18 protein-coding genes are annotated in these 17,424 nt (G+C 55.9%); 6 read left to right on the top strand and 12 right to left on the bottom strand.

Annotated elements, in window-relative coordinates:
- The 4 genes from ACOYIE_RS03550 to eutS all read right to left on the bottom strand — a co-directional run.
- On the bottom strand, positions 1-460 hold a 460-nt coding region (locus ACOYIE_RS03550), incomplete at its 3' end, for a histidine kinase N-terminal domain-containing protein (protein ID WP_433410790.1).
- A gap of 2 nt (positions 461-462) precedes the next feature.
- Positions 463-1,044 carry an ANTAR domain-containing response regulator gene (locus ACOYIE_RS03545; RefSeq protein WP_433410789.1) on the bottom strand — a complete coding sequence of 194 codons (582 nt, stop codon included), beginning with the start codon at positions 1,042-1,044 and terminating at the stop codon, positions 463-465.
- Positions 1,013-1,534, bottom strand: coding sequence for a EutP/PduV family microcompartment system protein (locus ACOYIE_RS03540; RefSeq protein WP_433410788.1), 522 nt, complete (start codon positions 1,532-1,534; stop codon positions 1,013-1,015). Before ACOYIE_RS03540 ends, ACOYIE_RS03545 begins: the two co-directional genes overlap by 32 nt.
- Before the next feature lie 11 nt (positions 1,535-1,545).
- The gene (gene eutS, locus ACOYIE_RS03535; protein WP_433410787.1) at positions 1,546-1,896 is read right to left on the bottom strand and encodes an ethanolamine utilization microcompartment protein EutS; all 351 of its coding nucleotides are present in this window, start codon (positions 1,894-1,896) and stop codon (positions 1,546-1,548) included.
- Positions 1,897-2,356: 460 nt separating this feature from the next.
- On the opposite strand from eutS, the gene ACOYIE_RS03530 reads away from it, so the two are divergent.
- Positions 2,357-3,574 carry a CdaR family transcriptional regulator gene (locus ACOYIE_RS03530; protein WP_433410786.1) on the top strand — a complete coding sequence of 406 codons (1,218 nt, stop codon included), beginning with the start codon at positions 2,357-2,359 and terminating at the stop codon, positions 3,572-3,574.
- A gap of 136 nt (positions 3,575-3,710) precedes the next feature.
- On the opposite strand, the gene ACOYIE_RS03525 is transcribed toward ACOYIE_RS03530, so the two are convergent.
- From ACOYIE_RS03525 to ACOYIE_RS03510, 4 genes are all read right to left on the bottom strand, one after another.
- Positions 3,711-5,012, bottom strand: coding sequence for a TRAP transporter large permease (locus ACOYIE_RS03525; protein WP_433410785.1), 1,302 nt, complete (start codon positions 5,010-5,012; stop codon positions 3,711-3,713).
- Positions 5,013-5,014: 2 nt separating this feature from the next.
- Positions 5,015-5,659, bottom strand: coding sequence for a TRAP transporter small permease (locus ACOYIE_RS03520; RefSeq protein ID WP_433410784.1), 645 nt, complete (start codon positions 5,657-5,659; stop codon positions 5,015-5,017).
- A gap of 126 nt (positions 5,660-5,785) precedes the next feature.
- On the bottom strand, positions 5,786-6,850 hold the full coding sequence (gene dctP, locus ACOYIE_RS03515; protein WP_433410783.1) for a TRAP transporter substrate-binding protein DctP: 1,065 nt from the start codon (positions 6,848-6,850) through the stop codon (positions 5,786-5,788).
- 48 nt (positions 6,851-6,898) lie between these two features.
- The gene (locus tag ACOYIE_RS03510; RefSeq protein WP_433410782.1) at positions 6,899-8,008 is read right to left on the bottom strand and encodes an NAD/NADP octopine/nopaline dehydrogenase family protein; all 1,110 of its coding nucleotides are present in this window, start codon (positions 8,006-8,008) and stop codon (positions 6,899-6,901) included.
- A gap of 499 nt (positions 8,009-8,507) precedes the next feature.
- Here ACOYIE_RS03510 and ACOYIE_RS03505 point away from each other — a divergent pair, with 499 nt between their 5' ends.
- Positions 8,508-10,118 (top strand): recombinase family protein, encoded by a 1,611-nt coding sequence (locus ACOYIE_RS03505; RefSeq protein ID WP_433410781.1) that lies wholly within the window; start codon positions 8,508-8,510, stop codon positions 10,116-10,118.
- A 198-nt stretch (positions 10,119-10,316) separates the two neighbouring features.
- Here the strand turns inward: ACOYIE_RS03505 and ACOYIE_RS03500 are convergent, their stop codons facing one another.
- The gene (locus tag ACOYIE_RS03500; protein WP_433410780.1) at positions 10,317-10,895 is read right to left on the bottom strand and encodes a xanthine phosphoribosyltransferase; all 579 of its coding nucleotides are present in this window, start codon (positions 10,893-10,895) and stop codon (positions 10,317-10,319) included.
- Positions 10,896-11,052: 157 nt separating this feature from the next.
- Between ACOYIE_RS03500 and ACOYIE_RS03495 the strand changes: the two genes are divergently transcribed.
- The 4 genes from ACOYIE_RS03495 to ACOYIE_RS03480 are packed head-to-tail and all read left to right on the top strand — an operon-like array spanning position 11,053 to position 13,910.
- Positions 11,053-11,472, top strand: coding sequence for an asparagine synthase-related protein (locus ACOYIE_RS03495; RefSeq protein WP_433410779.1), 420 nt, complete (start codon positions 11,053-11,055; stop codon positions 11,470-11,472).
- Positions 11,473-11,499: 27 nt separating this feature from the next.
- Positions 11,500-11,931 (top strand): hypothetical protein, encoded by a 432-nt coding sequence (locus ACOYIE_RS03490; protein WP_433410778.1) that lies wholly within the window; start codon positions 11,500-11,502, stop codon positions 11,929-11,931.
- Positions 11,932-11,937: 6 nt separating this feature from the next.
- Complete coding sequence (locus ACOYIE_RS03485) at positions 11,938-13,377, top strand: peptidoglycan-binding protein (RefSeq protein WP_433410777.1); 1,440 nt, start codon at positions 11,938-11,940, stop codon at positions 13,375-13,377.
- On the top strand, positions 13,377-13,910 hold the full coding sequence (locus ACOYIE_RS03480) for a peptidoglycan-binding domain-containing protein (RefSeq protein WP_433410776.1): 534 nt from the start codon (positions 13,377-13,379) through the stop codon (positions 13,908-13,910). The genes ACOYIE_RS03485 and ACOYIE_RS03480 overlap by 1 nt, the downstream gene beginning before the upstream one ends.
- 72 nt (positions 13,911-13,982) lie before the next feature.
- Here ACOYIE_RS03480 and ACOYIE_RS03475 read toward each other — a convergent pair whose 3' ends face one another.
- The 3 genes from ACOYIE_RS03475 to ACOYIE_RS03465 all read right to left on the bottom strand — a co-directional run bounded on the left by ACOYIE_RS03475 (position 13,983) and on the right by ACOYIE_RS03465 (position 17,285).
- Positions 13,983-15,158: a peptidylprolyl isomerase gene (locus ACOYIE_RS03475; RefSeq protein ID WP_433410775.1), complete on the bottom strand. Its 1,176-nt coding sequence runs from the start codon at positions 15,156-15,158 to the stop codon at positions 13,983-13,985.
- Between the two features lie 109 nt (positions 15,159-15,267).
- Positions 15,268-16,761 carry a hypothetical protein gene (locus tag ACOYIE_RS03470; protein WP_433410774.1) on the bottom strand — a complete coding sequence of 498 codons (1,494 nt, stop codon included), beginning with the start codon at positions 16,759-16,761 and terminating at the stop codon, positions 15,268-15,270.
- Positions 16,758-17,285 carry an RNA polymerase sigma factor gene (locus ACOYIE_RS03465; protein WP_433410773.1) on the bottom strand — a complete coding sequence of 176 codons (528 nt, stop codon included), beginning with the start codon at positions 17,283-17,285 and terminating at the stop codon, positions 16,758-16,760. Before ACOYIE_RS03465 ends, ACOYIE_RS03470 begins: the two co-directional genes overlap by 4 nt.
- Positions 17,286-17,424 lie beyond the last annotated feature (139 nt).

Here is a 17,424-nt window from a genome sequence, read left to right as displayed (position 1 = left end):
GCGCGTTTGCAATCTTGGCGGGGTCGCTGTCGGAAAAATGCAGCCGGTCGCTCGCCTGCCGCCGCTCATCCATGCGCTGTTCCCGCACCAGCGCCCCAATCACTCTGCCCGCACCGTTTTTGATCGGCTCCACGGACTGAATGGTGCGCCGGTTTTCCTGCGTCAGCGCTTTCATCTGCTTGGTCGCAACGCCAAGGCGAAGGGTTCTGGCCACAGCCGGCTCATTTTCCTTGCGCGCCAGCAGACCCACTACGCTTTTTTCATAGGACGACGGCGCCCCGTCCGGTTTTGCCTCCGCCACAACGATAGCGTCTCCGTCCCGACAGGGACAGTCGACAAAGATATCCGCTTCCTCCCAGTTGGCAATCGCGCAGAGCACGGTGCTCATGCCCTGTATCACGGCGATATCCGCCGGCGCCAAATTCGTATATTTCCGGCAGAGTACAGCAATCGTGTCCATACTCAGCGCCCTCCGGTCCGCATCAGAATAATTTCCGCAACCCGCCGCATGGACAGCTTTTTGCTCTGGCTCAGCTTGCGAATATAGTCGTACGCGGTCTGCTCGGTCATCTCTTCCTGCGCCATCAGCAGCCCCTTGGCCTTTTCAATCAGGGTCCGGCTTTCCAGCCGGTCGGAAATCTGCCGGATATCTTTTTTCAGCTGGCGCATCTCCTTGCTGCGCGCCACGGCCAGTTCAATACTTGGCACCAGCGAGCTCTCGCCCAGCGGTTTTACCAGGTATCCTGCCACGCCCTGATCGCGCGCCGTCTTAATAAATTCCCAATCGCTGTATGCGGTCAGCATAATAATGGTTTCCGCAATGTCTTCCTCATAAATCACCCTTGCAGCCGAAAGGCCGTCCAGCAAAGGCATTTTCACGTCCAGCAGCACAAGATCGGGCTGGGTCTGCCGGCAAACTTCAATCGCGTCAAATCCGTCTGCCGCTTCCCCGACCACCTGATACCCCTCTGCCGATAACAGTTCCTTTAAATCCATGCGGGTGATCGGTTCGTCATCCGCAATCACCACTCTGATCCGGCTCATATCCATTCTCCTTATCGCAGGACGGCATCGCTTCGCCGTCTTGATCATAGCCCAGATAAGCCATCAGCGCATCCACACCTTCGCCGGTGACGCTGCTGGTAATAAACACTGTTTTTGCCCCTGCCATATGCAGATACTTCTCTGCTTTTTCCACCTGCGCCGGCGTTGCAATATCGCTCTTTGTCACAACGCCCAGCACCGGTTTGGCAAACTGGCTGTTATAGGAGGGCGGGAACATCGTTCCATCCTCCGTAGCGGACTGCACAAATACCACATAGTCCGCCTCTACCGAGGTGACCATCAGCGCCCCCCGGAAGCTCCGCCGTTCCAGATATTCGCCCGGCGTATCAATCATCGTCTGGTTGATGATCTGCACCGTCTGCGTTTTGTGATACGCCAAATCGCGTTTTCCCATGCGCTGGCACAGCGTCGTTTTGCCTGCCGTGGAGCGCCCGACCAGCATAATCCGTTTTTCCGTCCTGTTCTCCATCGCAGCCGCTCCTATGTTCTGGTCATCGGCGCGGGGCTGAAGCCCATCATATCACACAGCACCTGCATCACGCCGCTCAGCGCTTCCTCCACCGCGGCCACCTCGCCGGTAATGACCAGCGAACCGTTAAAGCGGTCCACAAACCCCACTTCAACCGTAGCCGCCTTGGTTGCAACATCCGCGCCGATCATGGCGGCTTCGCTCGGCGTAATGGTCATAATGCCAATCGCGCCATGCGCGTCAATCAGCCCCAGTTTGGCATAAAGCGTCTGCTCAGGGCTGGCAATCACATGGCACAGTGTCACCTGTTTGCCCGGTACAAACTCCTGGATTATTCGTTTTTTCTCATCCAACTCGATCAAACCAGTTGTCTCCTTTCCCAAGAACAAAAAAACTCCTAAGGATTCCGCCGTCAGGCTGGATCCATAGGAGCTGCGTCGCTCTTTTTTCCTGAAAAACCGGTTGCTCTGTCAGACGCTAACGGCGCGTCCTCCGGCAAAACACACAAAGCAATTTATTTTATCGCTTCACTTTATAGTTAGTTTATCAGGAAACTGACTGCCTGTCAACGTTTTTCTATCTATCCCAAAACGGTCCGGCGCCCTTGCATTTTTACCGCTCTGCCGCTGCCAGCCGCTCGTCCATTCATACCCAGTATGCGCCTTTTCACCGGCGGCGCACTTGCCTTTACCATGGTTATCATGCTATACTGATTATATATAAGTCCGATCGTTCATTTTCGCACCATTGCAGAACCGCGGCCTGCCCCCGGCAAACCGCTGTGTTTTCTGCCCTTGCGATGCAAAAGAAGGGGTGATTGCTGTGTCCAACTCAAATCTGCTGGATAAAACGCTATGCGAAAAATTGGTACAGTCAGCGAGTCTTACCATCGGGCACGATGTGCTGATCACCAATTCCACCGGTCACATCATTGCCTGCAACGATGCGACCCGCGTCGACTCGCTGCACGAGGCTTCCATTGAGGTCATTCACAGCGCACATAAAATTTATCACGATACTGCCGCCGCCCGCAAGCTTGCCGGCACCAAACCCGGCATCACCATACCGATTATCATTGATTCCACAGTGATTGGAACCATCGGCATCACAGGCGCCCCGCACGAAATCTCACAATACGCGCTGCTGATTCAGCAGCTTGCGCAGATTTTTCTTGATTTTGAAAAGCGCCAGAGTTCCACCACGCGGGCGGATTATCTGAAGAAAAACCTTCTGCGCGAAATTATTATTTATGACCCGCGCTCGCACGACGATACCGCCATTTGCGAGCGGGCCTATGAACTTGGCATTGATTTAAACGCAATGCGCGTTGCCATCAAGCTGGAAGAGGAAAACGCGCCGCGCGCCGCGTCTGCCGAAGAAAAACGCACGCACCAGACGCAGATTCTGGAGTGCTTGGCGCACCATTTCGATCATCCGCAGGACTTTGTCTGCCCGCAGAGCAACATCGGCTACGTTGTGTTTGCTTTTGGTCTGCGCAGCATCCAGCCGCAGCAATATCTGGAAGTTCTCCAGCGGAAATGTTTCTGCGTCAGCAGCGAATGCCTGGCTGCCGGCATCCATGTCCGCATTGGGATTGGCTCCTTCGCCAATTCTCTTGAAACGCTGCGTCTTTCCTATGAAAACGCGCAGTTTGCCATAAAAAGCATACAGGCCGGCATCCGGAGCTCCACCTGTCTCTATGTGGGAGACATTGTGCTGGAAAAAATCGCGGCCAGCCTGCCCGAACAGATCTGCGATGAAATCTCCATGCACCTTTTCAGCCAGATTATGCAGGCCAAAAACAGAGAGGAAATCCTGCTGACCATAGAGCACTGGTTCCAGCAGCGCTTCAACTTTGTGCAGACCGCGCAGGCGCTTCATATCCATAAAAGCACGCTGGTTTATCGTTTCCGGCGCATCCGCGAAACCTGCGGACTGGATATGTATGATTTGGACAAGGTGCTTGCCGTCTATCTGCTGGACATCCGGCAAAAGCTGTACACCCAAACCGAATCCCGCAGCAGTTCCGCTGTGATATAGCCTGCATTCGGCTGCCGCCGCGCCGTACACAGGCACCGTTTCAATGAGGAGGCCGCGCTGTTGATATGACAGCGCGGCCTCTTTCAGCGAAGAAATAGATTTCCCACACTTTGCGAATATAACTTAGATGCTTCCATTAAAACAGGTTGGGCAGAAGCATTTTCGGCAGGAATGTCGCAATAGCAGGTAAGTAGGTGGTCAACAGCAGGGTCGGAATCCACGCAAAAATGATGAAAATCATTGTCGGCTTAAGCATCTTGTTGATCTTGGCTCCGCATACGCGGCCGCTCAGATACAGCATCGGCGCGGTCGGCGGCGTAATATTGCCCATGCCGAGGTTTACGCCAAGGATCGCTGCAAAATGTACCGGATGAATGCCAATGCCCGTAACAATCGGGAGCAGAATCGGCGTGGACAGCAGGATACCGCTGGTATCGTCCATCAGCATGCCGATAATAATCATAAAGATGTTGACCATCAGAAGAATCAGATATTTATTATCCGTGATGCTCAGCAGAGTTTGAGCAATCTGCGCCGGAATGTTCTGCATCGTCAGGAGCTTACTGAAAATCATTACCATGAAGAACATAACCATGATAACGCCGGTGGTGCAGCTCGATTCGGTCAGCGCCGTGCGCAGGCCATCGCCCTTCAGGCCCTTGTACATAAAGATACCGCAGGGAATTGCATACGCAACGCTGATTGCAGCGGCTTCTGTCGCCGTCATGATGCCGCCGTAAATGCCGCCCAGAATAATGATCGGCATAATCATTGCCGGAATTGCTCTCCAGGTAGCCTTTATTGTGTTATGTCCCCAGTCCGAAAAAGACTCCTTGGGCACCTGCACAATATCAAATTTTCTGCACATGACTGCGTTCACGGTGCACAGCAGCGCAACCAGAATCAGGCCGGGCACAATCGTCGCCGTGAAGCAAGCCAGAACCGAGGTACCGCTCGACCATGCATACAGAACCTGCGCGGAGGACGGCGGAATCAGCAGGCCGAGAGGGCACGCTGCCGCCAGCAGTGCTGCCGTATAGCCCTTGGAATATCCCGCCTTGGTCATACGGGGTTCCATCAGCGCGCCAATGCACGAAAGCGTAGCAGACGCACTGCCCGAAATGGAGCCGAACACCGCGCTCGTGATAACTGCAACAGCGCCCAGTCCGCTTTTCAGACGTCCAACAAATCGTTCCACCAGACCGATCAGCGCGTCGCCGATGCGGCCTTTTTCCATTACCTTGCCCGCAAGCACGAACAGCGGAATGGCAAGCAGAATCGTGGAGTTGATCTGCGTATATCCACTGGCCAAAAGCGTGCTGGAGCTGAAATCAAAGAAGTAAGTGATCCAAAGGACCGCTCCACCAAACGCATATGGTATCGGCATGCCAATAACAAGGCCGCCAACCAAAAGGAGAACACTAATCAAAGTTCCCATAGTTATTCACGTCCCCCTTTTTCACTTGCATCTTTCGCCTGAGCAGCCCGTTCTTCCTTGGTCGGAATATCGAGTTCCGGATATTTCGCTTTCACCTTTGCCGAAATGTAATCGCCCGGGCGCGGCTCCGAGAATATGCCTTTCTTAAAATACGTCCGCAAATCACGCTGCAGGTAATACACATGGTAAAATTCCATCAGCAGGAAGCCAAAGAAAATTGCAGACTTCGGAATAACCAGCGGAATTTTCAACGAAGTGGAAAGGCCCCACTTGGCAATTTCACTGGTAAAGTACCGCGTAGCCCACACCAGTATCACCGTGTTGACAACAACTGTGCAGAACTGCGCAAAAACCGCGATACCGTCTTTTACACGCATATTTTTGATATATACGTTCAGCAGGTCAGCTTTAATATGGCTGTTTTCAAAACTGCCGTAAGCTGCGCCCATGAAGTAAAGCCAGAATGCAAAAAGCATGATTACTTCATCGGAGCCATAAAAGTTGCCGGTAAATATGTAACGCACGATAACGGCGTAAACCATACAGGCAGTAGAAACCACACTGCCAATAATCATCAGCCATTTAATTGTCTGGTGAAGAATTTTCCAAAATAGTGTCTGTGTCAAATCAAATTGTTGTTTGGCCATTTTCTTCCCCCCTTGGAGAATTTTTTCAACCCATTAAAACATTATCAGTGCCGCTTCTCTTTTTAATCGGTACTTTGCCTGCATAAAGGATTTCACAATATGCAGGCAAAGTATCCGTCTGCTTGATTATTTGCTGTTTGCTGCGATCAGTTCATTCAGAATGTCTTCTCCGATATTTGCAGAAAGCTTGGGCCAGGTTACTTCAACAACATGCTGCTTGTATGCTTCCCGTTCTTCATCGGTCAGCTCCAGAATGGTGATGCCGTAATCCTTCATCTTCTGGATGGCTTCTTCGTCGCCTTCCTTAGCCGTCTTGTAGCTGTTTACAGCCTCTGCCATGAAGGTCTCTTCAATCAGGCTCTGCAGGTCTTCCGGCATGCCGTCAAACACTTCCTGGCTCATCAGATAGCCGATGTTTTCCACAAATACGTTATAGGGTACATAGTACTTAATAACATCGCGGAAATCGCTGTAGTTCAGCTGCGGCGTGCCGCCGATCCAGCCGTCGCATACGCCGGTCTGCATTGCAGTATACAGGTCGCCATACGGAATGGTCGTGGCCGAGAAGCCCATATCCTGGGTAACGAGGTTGTATACTTCAATTGCAGGGGCGCGAACCAGCATATTTTTCTTGTCCGGATTGGTCGAATTAACGTCCTGATAATCCACCGGCTCGCTGCTGAAGCCCAGACCGATCATGCCTTCTGCATAAACGCCCAGCAGCTTGATGTTCAGGTCGCTCATAATCTCTGTATACTTACCAAAGAAGTAGGAGTCCTTACCGAACGAGGCTTCCAGATCGTCATAGCTGTTAACCAGGTAGGGGATGAAGTTCATCTCCAGGCGGGAGTCATATTCACTCGGAATCGGAATCAGCGCCATATCAATCGTGCCTTCGGAAAGTTCCTGGAACGTCAGCGTATAGTCACCCAACTGGCTGGAGGGATAGATGGTAACTTTCAGTCTGCCGTCGCTCTCAGCTTCCAGTTTTTCCTTGATGCGGGTCAGCGATTCATATCCCAGATGTTCCTGGTTATAGTGCGTAGCGATACGCAGCTCATAGCTGTCCTTGCCTCCTGCTGCGTCACCGCCGCCGCCTCCGCTATCGCCACCGCCGCCGCAGCCTGTCAGCAGGGTCGCGGTCGCTGCAAGCGCCAAAACAAGGCTTAATAATCTCTTCATACTCTTCATAACTGGCCTCCTTTTCATCATCCATCGGAAGTTAAACAAAATGCACTCTTACTTCTTACCGGTGCGTACATACGCAAGCAGGGTATCCTTATCCATGCCCTCGATGCCCAGCTCATCCAGGCCGCAGCCTTCTGCACGCCAGTCACGCTCATGTACGATATTGATAATATCAATAAAGCCGTTGGTCAGCGGCATCGGAACGCCTACAACCTCAGCAATCGCTGCCCACGGAACCAGACCGAACGGGATGTCCTCCGTCAGATAACGGCTGCTCAGGTCGTTCGGGCCGCAAATCGGGGTCAGGCCAATCGAGCCGTGGCCTTCCTTGTACAGATCCTGCCAGGTCCACTCGTAATCATCCGGACGGCCGGCAAAGTCTTCCATCGGACGCAGGTTGTAGCCCAGCACATTGCCCAGCGCCTTGCGTTCCTTATCCATCGCGATGTTCAGACGGCACGCAGAGGGCGTCCAGCCGTGCTCATACAGGAAGAAGTTAACCTGCGGGCTTTCAATGCGGGAGATGTTAAACAGAACCGGACCTGCATGCCAGTCGGGGTTAACAATCGCAAGGCCGCACTCCAGGCAGTCATGATAAATCTTTTCAAACGGGAACAGGTCTTCACGCATCTCATCAATCAGTTCCGGGCCCTTATCTGCCGGCAGGAACGCAATGTTGATGGGGTTGCGGCCGAATACATTCACTTCGCCGGAACCGGGCGCGGTCAGGCGGGAGTCATACGGCAGGTTGTTCGCATCCGCGAAGACCGGACAGTCCGGATCATCGCCAAATACATTCTTCATCACCAGCGCAGAAAAAGCGCCAGGATACGTTACAACGATCTGATCCTTATGCAGATGACCCTTCAGCAGCTTGGCATAGCCAAGATGGGTAAATGCCGGCGCTACCAGGCAGATGTAGTGGCAGCCTTCTACTGCCTCAGCGATATCGTCAGTGACCATGTTGAGCTCAACCGGTCCCTGCAGCTCCTTGATGTTGCCTTTCAGTCGGATGGTCTTGGTTTCGAAAACTTTCTTCATGTTGTTTTTGAACTGGGGCATTTCATACATATTGACGGTATGTCCCTTGAGTGCAAACTCCGCTGCCATCGTATGCGCGCCGTTGCCGCCGCCCAAAACTGCAATCTTTTTCGGTGTCATAATCCATTCATCCTTTCAGCATTTTGATAGAACCTACAAATATCACCTGTGGTTGATGTTTTAATATTAGCACAGTTCACAAAACGCTGCATCGTACGAATAGGGTTAAATTTTTTGAACAAACGCAATTTTTATCCATCGCTTTATACTACAACGTATACAAAACTACAATTTTTTCTCTCTCCGCATTGTGCAGTTTACCCACTTTTCTTTTTTCCCCATTTTGCGTCATTTTACACAACCGTCCGCCCGCCCACGCTGCGAAAAAACGCGGTTCTCTATCGCTGCGCCGCGCCATATGATGAAGAAACAGCGCAGCGCAGCCTCTGCCGCTTTGCATGCGCGCACCATAAAAAAGGAGTCTTCACACCTATGACAACAACCGTTATCATCGATCCCGATTCCCCGCCGCTGACCCCGGGAGAACTCAAAACGCAGCTCTGCCGGATACGGCAAAGCTTCCATCGTCCGCTGCCCAAACAGCAGGCGTAGCCGGTTTTTGCCGCTCATTTTATGGAAAGGAGCATGCTGTACGGTTGCAATTTACACCCGCCAATCCGTAGAACGGGCAGACAGCATATCCGTTGAACAGCAGGCGCAGGTCTGCCGCGACGCGCTTACCGCGCGGGAGCTGCAAAACTGCAAAATATATACGGACAAGGGATTCTCCGGAAAAAATATCAACCGGCCTGCGCTCCAGCAGCTTCTTTCGGATGCGCAAAACAGCCGGATTGACAAAATCCTGGTATACCGTCTGGACCGCATCAGCCGCTCGGTCCATGACTTCACCGGGCTGTGCGCCCAGTTATCCGCCTGCGGCGTTCACTTCCAGTCGGTCAACGAAGGGCTTACGCTGGACGATTCCCCCACCGGAACCGTTATGGCGCAGATTATGATGGTATTCGCACAGTTTGAGCGGGAAACCATTCAGCGCCGCGTGAGCGACAACTATTTCGCCCGCGCCAAAACCGGCATGTATCTGGGCGGCCGGCCGCCGTTCGGCTTTGCAAAGGGCGAAACCACCGTCCACGGCAAGCACACCGCCTGCTATGTGGCGGACCCTGCGCCAGCCGCGCTGATGGCCGAGATTTACGAGCGGTATCAGCAGGAGGGCGAAACGCTCGGTTCGCTGGTGCGCTGGCTGAACGCCGCCGGATACCGCACTTCACGCGGCGGCTGCTGGTCCACGCTGCCGCTCGGCCGATTGCTGCGCAACCCTGCTTTTGTGCGGGCAGACGCCGCGGTCTACCGCTATCTGCAAAAAAAGGGCGCGGCAATGAACGACCCCATCGAATCCTACGACCAGCGTCACGGCTGCTACTGTTATGCGCCGCTGCACGCCGGGCAGGCGGAGACACGCCGCGCCGGCCGTAAATTTTCCGACCTGTCCGGCAGCTTTGTCACGCTTGCGCCGCACGAGGGCATTGTGGACGCCCCGCTCTGGCTGGCAGCCCAGCGCAAGCTGGACCGCAACCGCGCGCTGAAAAACAGCGGTTCCGGTTCGCACAGCTGGCTTTCCGGCCTGATGAAATGCAAAAAATGCGGCTACGCGATCACCGTTGTCAACAAACCGGCCGGCATGCGCGGCCACTATATCAACTGCGGCGGCCGCAAGCGCGGGGCCGCCGTTTGCCCCGGCCGCAGCACAGTCGTAACGCTGGAACAAATCGAAGAGGCCGTGCAGACCCGCCTGCTTGCGTTTCTGCAAAGCTACCGCAGCGTAATGCCTGCATCGCAGCGCCGACCGGACGCCGAAATCAACCGGCTCTCTGCCGCCATCGCCACGCAGGAGGACGAAATTGCACAGCTGACCTGCAACCTTGTCCACATCCAGCAGCCCGATGTCATACATATCCTCTCCGCAAAAATACATGAAGCAAATCAAACCCTGTGCCAGCTGCAGGCGCGCCGCACCGCTCTGCTGCAAACACGTCCGGCAGATGATCTTACCCCATTCTTTGAAGCCATCCTGACCGAATGGCCGGACTACACCATTTCTGAAAAAAAGAGACTGGCACAGGCCGTCATCCGGCAGGTCATGGTTGGCGATGATACCATTGATATTGTGTTCCGCTGCGCTTTCGGAACCGAAACGCCGGTCCCGCCCTAAACGGACATCCCTGCACCCGCCCGTCTTTGTCCTTCCCCTTATTGCACACCGGATTTCTGTGCATCTGCCCCACGCATTCTTTTATATGCACATTGCTTTTATTATAGCAGATATCCGTCCTGCCTTCCATCATTTTCGCCCTTCCAAACAAAAAGCCGGCTGTAACCAGCCGGCTTTTCCTTTCTGCTTTTCTGTTCTTTATGCGCGGAACTGCACGGTCTGCGTCTCCGCATCCATTCCATCCACAATGGCAAGCGATTCTACGCGCAGGCCTTTCGCCCGCAGCATCTCACCGCCCTGCTGGAACCCTTTCTCAATCACAATGCCGATGCCGGCCACATGCGCATGCGCCGCCTCCACAATCTGGCACAGTCCCATCGCCGCGCAGCCGTTGGCCAGAAAATCATCCAGAATCAGGATGTTCTCCCCCTGCTGCAAAAAGCGGCTGGCAACAATCACCTCATATTTTCGCTTATGTGTAAACGATTCAACCGGCGCGGACAGCATGGTACCGTCCAGGTTGATGGACTGCGCCTTTTTGGCAAAAACAACCGGCACGTTAAAATACTGCGCTGCAATCGCCGCAATGCCGATGCCCGAAGCCTCAATCGTCAGAATCTTATCGATCCGCACATCTGCAAACCGGCGTTTGAACTCTTTTCCCATTTCGTTAAACAGGGCAATATCCATCTGGTGATTCAGAAAGCTGTCTACCTTCAGCACATTGCCTGCCTTAATCACGCCGTCTTTTCTGATTCGTTCTTTCAAAAGCTCCATATTTCCGTTCTTCCTTACCACAATATCTTTTTGTTATACAGCATACCATCTTTTCGCCCTGCTGTATAGCGTTTTCTCAACATTTTCCCAAAAGCGCGTTCTGCGGCCGCCGAAGCGGCAGTATCCTTTTGCAACCCTGCGCGACCGCAAGGACCGCATGAGCATGTATTCCGGCCTGGAAGTGCGCGTTCCCTTCTGCGATCACCGCATCGTCGAGTATGCCTACAACATGCCCTGGGCCTTCAAAGCGCTGGACGGACGGGAAAAAGGCATCGTGCGCAAGGCGTTTGAAAATGAGCTGCCCGAAGTAATTGTCTGGCGCAAAAAGAGCCCCTACCCCAAAACGTTCCATCCGGCCTATACCAGGCTCTGCGCCGACTATGTGCGCCGTATTTTCGCAGACAGGGACGCGGCTGCCTCCCAGCTTTTCAGCCACGCCGCGGTGGAAAAGTTGATGGAGCAGCCGGAAAGCCTGGCCGAACCCTGGTACGGCCAGCTCATGCGCACACCGCAGATTTTCGCCTATATCATCCAGCTTGACCGCTGGTTCCGTCAATACAAAGTGCGGCTCGCATAGCCGCCCGATGAAAAGGAGGTCTTTCTTATGCCGCAAACCGCAGACGGCTCGGCCATCCTGCGCGTCGTCGTCACCACCGCGCTGGGTGCGCTTCCGCTCGCCGATGCGGCGGTCAGCGTATCTTCCGCCGCCGATGAAAGCGGCGAGCGCACGCTTTTATACGCTGTCCGCACCGGACCGGACGGCATGACGCCGCCCATGGAGCTGGCCACGCCGCCGCGCGCCGGTTCGCTGACGCCGGGCGGCAGCCGCCCGTTCTCCGTCTATACCGTTGAAGTGGCGCGCGAGGGCTATACGCCGGTCGCTGCGCTGCATGTCGCCATGTTTTCCGGCGTGCCGGCCGTGCTGCCCGTGGCCATGACGCCGCTGGCTGAAAACGAACCCCTGGGCGAAACCGACCTGACCGCCACCGGCGACCCGCAGGCGCTGTACCAATCGGAACCCTTCAGAGAGGAGTGAGACGCCTTGCCCGAACAACCGCCCGTTACCATACCGGAAACCATCACCGTACACCTCGGCACCCCCGCATCGGACGCGCAGAACATCACCGTGCCCTTTGCCGAATACATCAAAAACGTGGCTTCCAGCGAAATCTATCCCACCTGGCCGGAAGAAGCCATCCGCGCCAATATCTACGCGCAGGTCTCCTATGCGCTCAACCGCGTATTTACCGAATGGTACCGTTCGCAGGGATATGATTTTGACATCACCAACTCCACCCGCTATGACCAGTCCTTTGTGCCCGGGCGCGATATTTTTGAAAACATTTCCACCATTGTGGACGGCGTATTCAACGACTATCTGACCCGCGGCGATGCGGTTGAGCCGCTTTTTGCGCAATATTGCAGCGGCACCACCGTTACCTGCCCGGGCGGGCTGAGTCAGTGGGGCACGGTCCCGCTGGCCGAACAGGGCATGCGTGCGGAAGAAATCGTCCGGTACTTCTATGGCGACGATATCAATTTCATAAACGACGCACCCGTATCGCCCAATCTGGGCGGCTCCTGGCCGGGCACGGTTTTCCGGCTGGGCGATGTGGGCGAAGATGTGCGCACCATCCAGCGGCGTCTCAACCGCATTTCGGTCAACTATCCCGGCATTCCAAAAATCTATCCGACAAACGGTGTTTTCGACGCAAACACGGAACGCGCCGTCCGCACGTTTCAGCAGCAGTTCAATCTGACGGCAGACGGGCTCGTCGGCAAAGCAACCTGGTACCGCATTGCCAACGTATACAACAATGTCAAACGCCTGAGCGAGCTGAACAGCGAAGGGCTGCGGCTGGAGGACATCTCCCGCCAGTATCCGTCCGAGCTGCGCGAAGGCATGACAGGTGTAAGCGTACAGCTCCTGCAATACTTTCTTGCCGTTGCCGGCGCGTACTACGACCAGCTTCCCACCTTTGAAGCAGCGGAAATCGACGGTATTTTCGGCCCCAAAACGCGCGAGGCTGTGCAGGCCTATCAGCGTATGCTCGGCCTGCCGGTTACCGGCGCAGTGAACCGCGAAACATGGAACGCGCTCGTATCCACCTATCAGTCCGTGCTGCGCGCCCGGCCGCTTGAGCAGACTTTGCCCGGGGCTATCGGCCTGCCCGCGCAGAACGGCGCTTTTCTTGTGGAAGGCATGCGCGGCGAAGCCGTGCGTGAGCTGCAGCTGGCCATCAATGTTGCCGCCCGCGCTTACGCAAACATTCCCGCCGTAACGGCAGACGGTATATTCGGTCCCAAAACGCGGGACGCTGTGGCAGCGCTTCAGCAGATGTTCGGTCTGCCGGAAACGGGCGCGGTCGGCCCGCTGACCTGGGAGGCGCTTGGCGCGCTGGTGCGCGATATTCTGGCTTCCAGCCAAACCGCCGAAGGCCAGTACCCCGGCTATCCGGTTGGAGAGGAGGCAAACACCTGATGTATACCGACGCGCATTTTCGCAGCCATATTTATGATTTGCAGCGCTTTTTGCGCCGCATCCAGCGCGCGCAGGGGCATGTGCAGCCATTGGCGCCCGATGGAATCTTCGGCCCGGAAACCGCCGCCGCAGTGCGCGATTTTCAGCGCCGCCGTGGCCTGCCGGTCACCGGAACCGCGGATTTTGCAACGTGGTCGGAAATCTATGCGCAGTTTCTGGCATTGATCTCCGCCGATATGTCGCCTGCAAACGCCGCGTTTTTTCCCATAGACGGCGCCCTGTGTCCCGGTGCAAAGGGGCCTTCCGTCGCCGCGCTTCAGCTCATACTGAACACCGCCGTGCCGCATTTTCCAACGATCCCGCCCATACCGCTGACCGGCGAATACGATGTTCAGACCGCCGACGCGGTGCGCAGAGCGCAGGGGGTTTTTCAGCTTCCGCAGACGGGCTGCACCGACCGCGCCACATGGGAAGCGCTCGCGCTTTTCCATAACGGCTTTTTCTCCCGCACCCCGCTCACCTGGACGCTGTAAAAAGCGGCCCGCCGCACATCCTTCCGGACTGCGGCGGGCCATTTTATTGATAAGCTTTAGCGTATGGCAAAATTACTTCTCTTCTGCCGGCGCGCCCTCTGTATCAGCAGCGCCTTGCTGCTCCGTGCTGCCGGTCTCCTTGGCAGCCGCTTCAGCAGCTTCTGCTGCGGCTGCCGCGGTCTTCTGGTCCTCCGGCAGATAGTCGGTCACGTTCTTATAGCTGATTTCTCCGAACAGGTCGGTGGTTTCCACTTCGGCGCTCGTCATCCACTGGTTGAGCAGCGCGTCCATCGTCTTGCCCAGCGCAATGGAAACCGAAGCCTGATAGTTCTTGAATTCGCCCTCATCCAGCGGCTGGCGCTTGATGATATGATAGCCATAGCTGCTCTTGACCAGGCCGGACACCTCGCCCGGCTCGAGCGCCTTGGTGCCCTCATAGAACTCGGTCACCATATCGCCCTCGGTGAAGATATAGCCGTTCGGATTTCCCTCCAGGCCGCCGTCCTCACTGTATTCCTGCATCAGCGCGTCAAAATCCTCGCCCGCATTGATGCGGTCCAGCAGCGCCTGCGCCTCCTGCTGCGCCTCAGCGTCGGTGCGCTTGACCTCACCCGTGGACGGATCCGTCGTCAAAAGCAGAATGTGCTTTGCAGAAAGGTAATTCTCACGGAAATAGGTCTGCAGCTCCTCGTCGCTCGGCTTATTGATACCATTTTCGCCAAAATAGTACTCATTCAGCGCGGAATATACATAGGTCAGATACATAAAGTTCGTATAGGTCTGGTCGGTAAAGCCAGCCTGCGCAATCTTCTGCACATAGGTATCATATCCGCCCATCTGGTCAATCGCGTCCTTGCGGAGCTTGTACAGTTCCTTTCTCTGGGCCTCGCTCAGCGAAAGGCCGGCCTTTTCAAACTCCTGCAAAAGCACATGGGAGTAAACCGCCTGATTCTGCGCGTCCAGCGGCAGGCTGGCGCCCATCATTTCAGCCGTCTGCTCATCGTCCCAGATGCCCATCAGGCCATAGTACTGCGCGTACATATTTTCATAATACATCATATTATAGTAGAAATAGGTCGCGTATTCGTCTGCGGGCACCTCTTCCCCGTTGATGGTCATTACCACGGGCGCACCGTTCTGCAGCGGCACATATTCCAGCTTCTGGCTGTTCGAGCGCCACATGGGAATGCCCAGCGCAAGCGCTACCATAACCACCAGCGCAACTACGCGCTTTACTGTTTTATTCATGTCTCTAACTCTCCTTGCACAAAAAATCCAAACAGACTTTTGTTATTATAGCATTCCTCTGCGCAAAACACAAGCAAAGACACAAAATCATCACAAAACAGCCCGCGTCCTACTGCGCCGCCTGTTCGGCCTCCCACCGGCGGCCTTCTTCGGTCCTGAAATTGGAGTAGTGCTGCTGCATATTTTCCCCTGTCCAGCCGGCAACACGTTCGGCGGGGCCGCGATAGGGCAGCACAACCGGCTGCCTTGCATGATAGTAATTCATCAGCGTGCCGCCGTAAGCGCGGTCCGTGTCCATCTGCATGATATACAGCACATACCCGCGCTGCCGCTCCGCGCCGAAGGGATAGCTGACGCTGCCTGAAATCATCTGGCTGGTCCGCTCGCCCATCATCCAGTCGGACACGGTCACCATGCCGTTGTCCAGCCGCGGAATGGGCGCCGTATAGCGCTGCCCGTCCTTTTCATACAGCAGCGCGCCGCCGACCAGCTCGTTGCCGCGGTCACCGTCGCCCACCATGGTGAACGCATCGCCCCAGTAGGCCGTTCCGGTCTGCCCCCAGTCAAACTGCACCAGCACGGCTACGCGGTAGCCGGGCAGTTCAATATAGCTGCTGGTCGCCAGCATCGTGTCCGGCTTGCCCGCATAGGCAGATACCACCGGCGGTTTTTCCGGCGTATTGGTGCCGTCATAAATATTCTCACTGCCGTAATCGCTGCCAAAACGCAGCAGATCCTGGCTGTACGAAAAATGGAACGCGCCTTCCAGCGCCTTTACATGCGCGTCGGACAAATCGTCCACGGTCTCCGCCGGCATGCCGAGCGCCTGCAGCGCCTGCCGCTCCCCGGCAAGCCCGTTTTCCGGCCGCACCGCGGCATCCGGCGGCAAATGGTTTGCCAGCATACTGCTGCCCACAACCGCCAGCACGCAGCAAAGCAGGTATCCCCATGCCATTTTGCCGCCGCTGATACACACAGGCGCAGCCTCAAAGCAGTATCCCGCCCGCTCCAGCCCGCCGCTGAAGCGGAACAGTGCGCGCACAATCACAATAAACGCAATCACGCCGACGACGCCCGCAAGCGTACTGTGCGCCAGCGGCGTAAACGCCAGCGCCAGCACCGCAGCCTGCCAGATGGCCGCCGATTTGAGCGGGTCGCTCTGCGGTTCGGTTCCGGCTTTGCGCATCACCGCATGCAGGCCGGACCGCAGCGCCAAAAGCTGTATCAGGCGCGCCGCCGTGGCCGCAGCGGCAAGGCCGTATACCAGATCGCCCTGCGGCAGCCAGGGGGTCGCCGCAAGCGCCATATAACTGCCGTGCCAAATCAGCTCGGCCAGCGAAATCACCCATGCCAGCCGAAACGCTTTGCCGTTTCCGCGCAGCGAACGAAATCCCAGATAGGACAGCACCGTGCCCAGTGTGGGCAGCAGATATTGCAGATACAGAAAATGCAGCGTAATGCCGTTCAGAATCAGCCCCCATGTGATATACAGCATGGGCGTGTACCACGGATTGACGCTTTCCAGCGCGTCCTCGCTCGGCAAAGCCGCGCCGGCCTGCTCTTCGATCAACAGATCCAGTTCATCCCGTTCCGGTCCGGTCATTGTCCGTCACCTCCCATCAGCCTGCGCAGCCGGGCGCGCAGACGGTACAGCCGCCCTTCCACCGCCCGTTCGGACAGGCTCAGCTCGGCGGCAATCTGCGCGGTGGACTGCAAATAGTAGTATTTCCGGTAAAAAAGCTGCCGTTCCGCGCCGCTGAGTGCCTCCACCACCTTTTTCAGCTGCGCCGCCCGTTCGCGCCGCAGCACCTCTTCCTCGGGCGAGGGCGCGGCGCCGTCCTTTTCCTGCAGCGCCTGCGCCTCCAGGCGGCTGCGGCGGCGGCGGTCGGCCGCCGTATTGCGGGCCACAGCCGTAATCCACGCGGCAAGACTGCCCTTTCCCGCGTCAAATGTGGAAAAACGCCGCCAGACGCGCAGATAAACGTCGCTGACGCATTCCTCCGCATCCCGTGCGTCCGGCAAAATACCGTGTACAATGTACCGCACCATGCCGCCGTACTGTTTTTGCAGCAGTTCCAGCCCCTGCTGCTCGCCCGCGGACAAAAGCGCGATGATTTTTTCATCCATACCCTCGCCTCCTTTCCGTTTCCCTCTATTTTATATTACGCAGTTTTCTACCCGCCCCCACGCGCAAATATAAAAAAACGGCGCAGTTTTTCGTCCTGCACCGTTTTTTGGTTTTCTTACTCCATCAGGCCGACGCAGT

This window comes from Agathobaculum sp. (genome assembly GCF_050946325.1).
In the GTDB taxonomy this organism is placed as follows: domain Bacteria; phylum Bacillota; class Clostridia; order Oscillospirales; family Butyricicoccaceae; genus Agathobaculum.
The sequence above is the reverse complement of the archived record's forward strand: the minus strand, read 5'-3'. Positions and strand labels throughout refer to the sequence as shown.

Coding starts and splice junctions, on each gene's coding strand:
- ACOYIE_RS03545 (WP_433410789.1), bottom strand. CDS start 1,044: ATGAGCCGGATCAGAGTGGTGATTGCGGATGACGAACCGATCACCCGC.
- ACOYIE_RS03540 (WP_433410788.1), bottom strand. CDS start 1,534: ATGGAGAACAGGACGGAAAAACGGATTATGCTGGTCGGGCGCTCCACG.
- ACOYIE_RS03525 (WP_433410785.1), bottom strand. CDS start 5,012: ATGGGAACTTTGATTAGTGTTCTCCTTTTGGTTGGCGGCCTTGTTATT.
- ACOYIE_RS03520 (WP_433410784.1), bottom strand. CDS start 5,659: ATGGCCAAACAACAATTTGATTTGACACAGACACTATTTTGGAAAATT.
- dctP (WP_433410783.1), bottom strand. CDS start 6,850: ATGAAGAGTATGAAGAGATTATTAAGCCTTGTTTTGGCGCTTGCAGCG.
- ACOYIE_RS03510 (WP_433410782.1), bottom strand. CDS start 8,008: ATGACACCGAAAAAGATTGCAGTTTTGGGCGGCGGCAACGGCGCGCAT.
- ACOYIE_RS03500 (WP_433410780.1), bottom strand. CDS start 10,895: ATGGAGCTTTTGAAAGAACGAATCAGAAAAGACGGCGTGATTAAGGCA.
- ACOYIE_RS03495 (WP_433410779.1), top strand. CDS start 11,053: ATGAGCATGTATTCCGGCCTGGAAGTGCGCGTTCCCTTCTGCGATCAC.
- ACOYIE_RS03490 (WP_433410778.1), top strand. CDS start 11,500: ATGCCGCAAACCGCAGACGGCTCGGCCATCCTGCGCGTCGTCGTCACC.
- ACOYIE_RS03480 (WP_433410776.1), top strand. CDS start 13,377: ATGTATACCGACGCGCATTTTCGCAGCCATATTTATGATTTGCAGCGC.
- ACOYIE_RS03475 (WP_433410775.1), bottom strand. CDS start 15,158: ATGAATAAAACAGTAAAGCGCGTAGTTGCGCTGGTGGTTATGGTAGCG.
- ACOYIE_RS03470 (WP_433410774.1), bottom strand. CDS start 16,761: ATGACCGGACCGGAACGGGATGAACTGGATCTGTTGATCGAAGAGCAG.
- ACOYIE_RS03465 (WP_433410773.1), bottom strand. CDS start 17,285: ATGGATGAAAAAATCATCGCGCTTTTGTCCGCGGGCGAGCAGCAGGGG.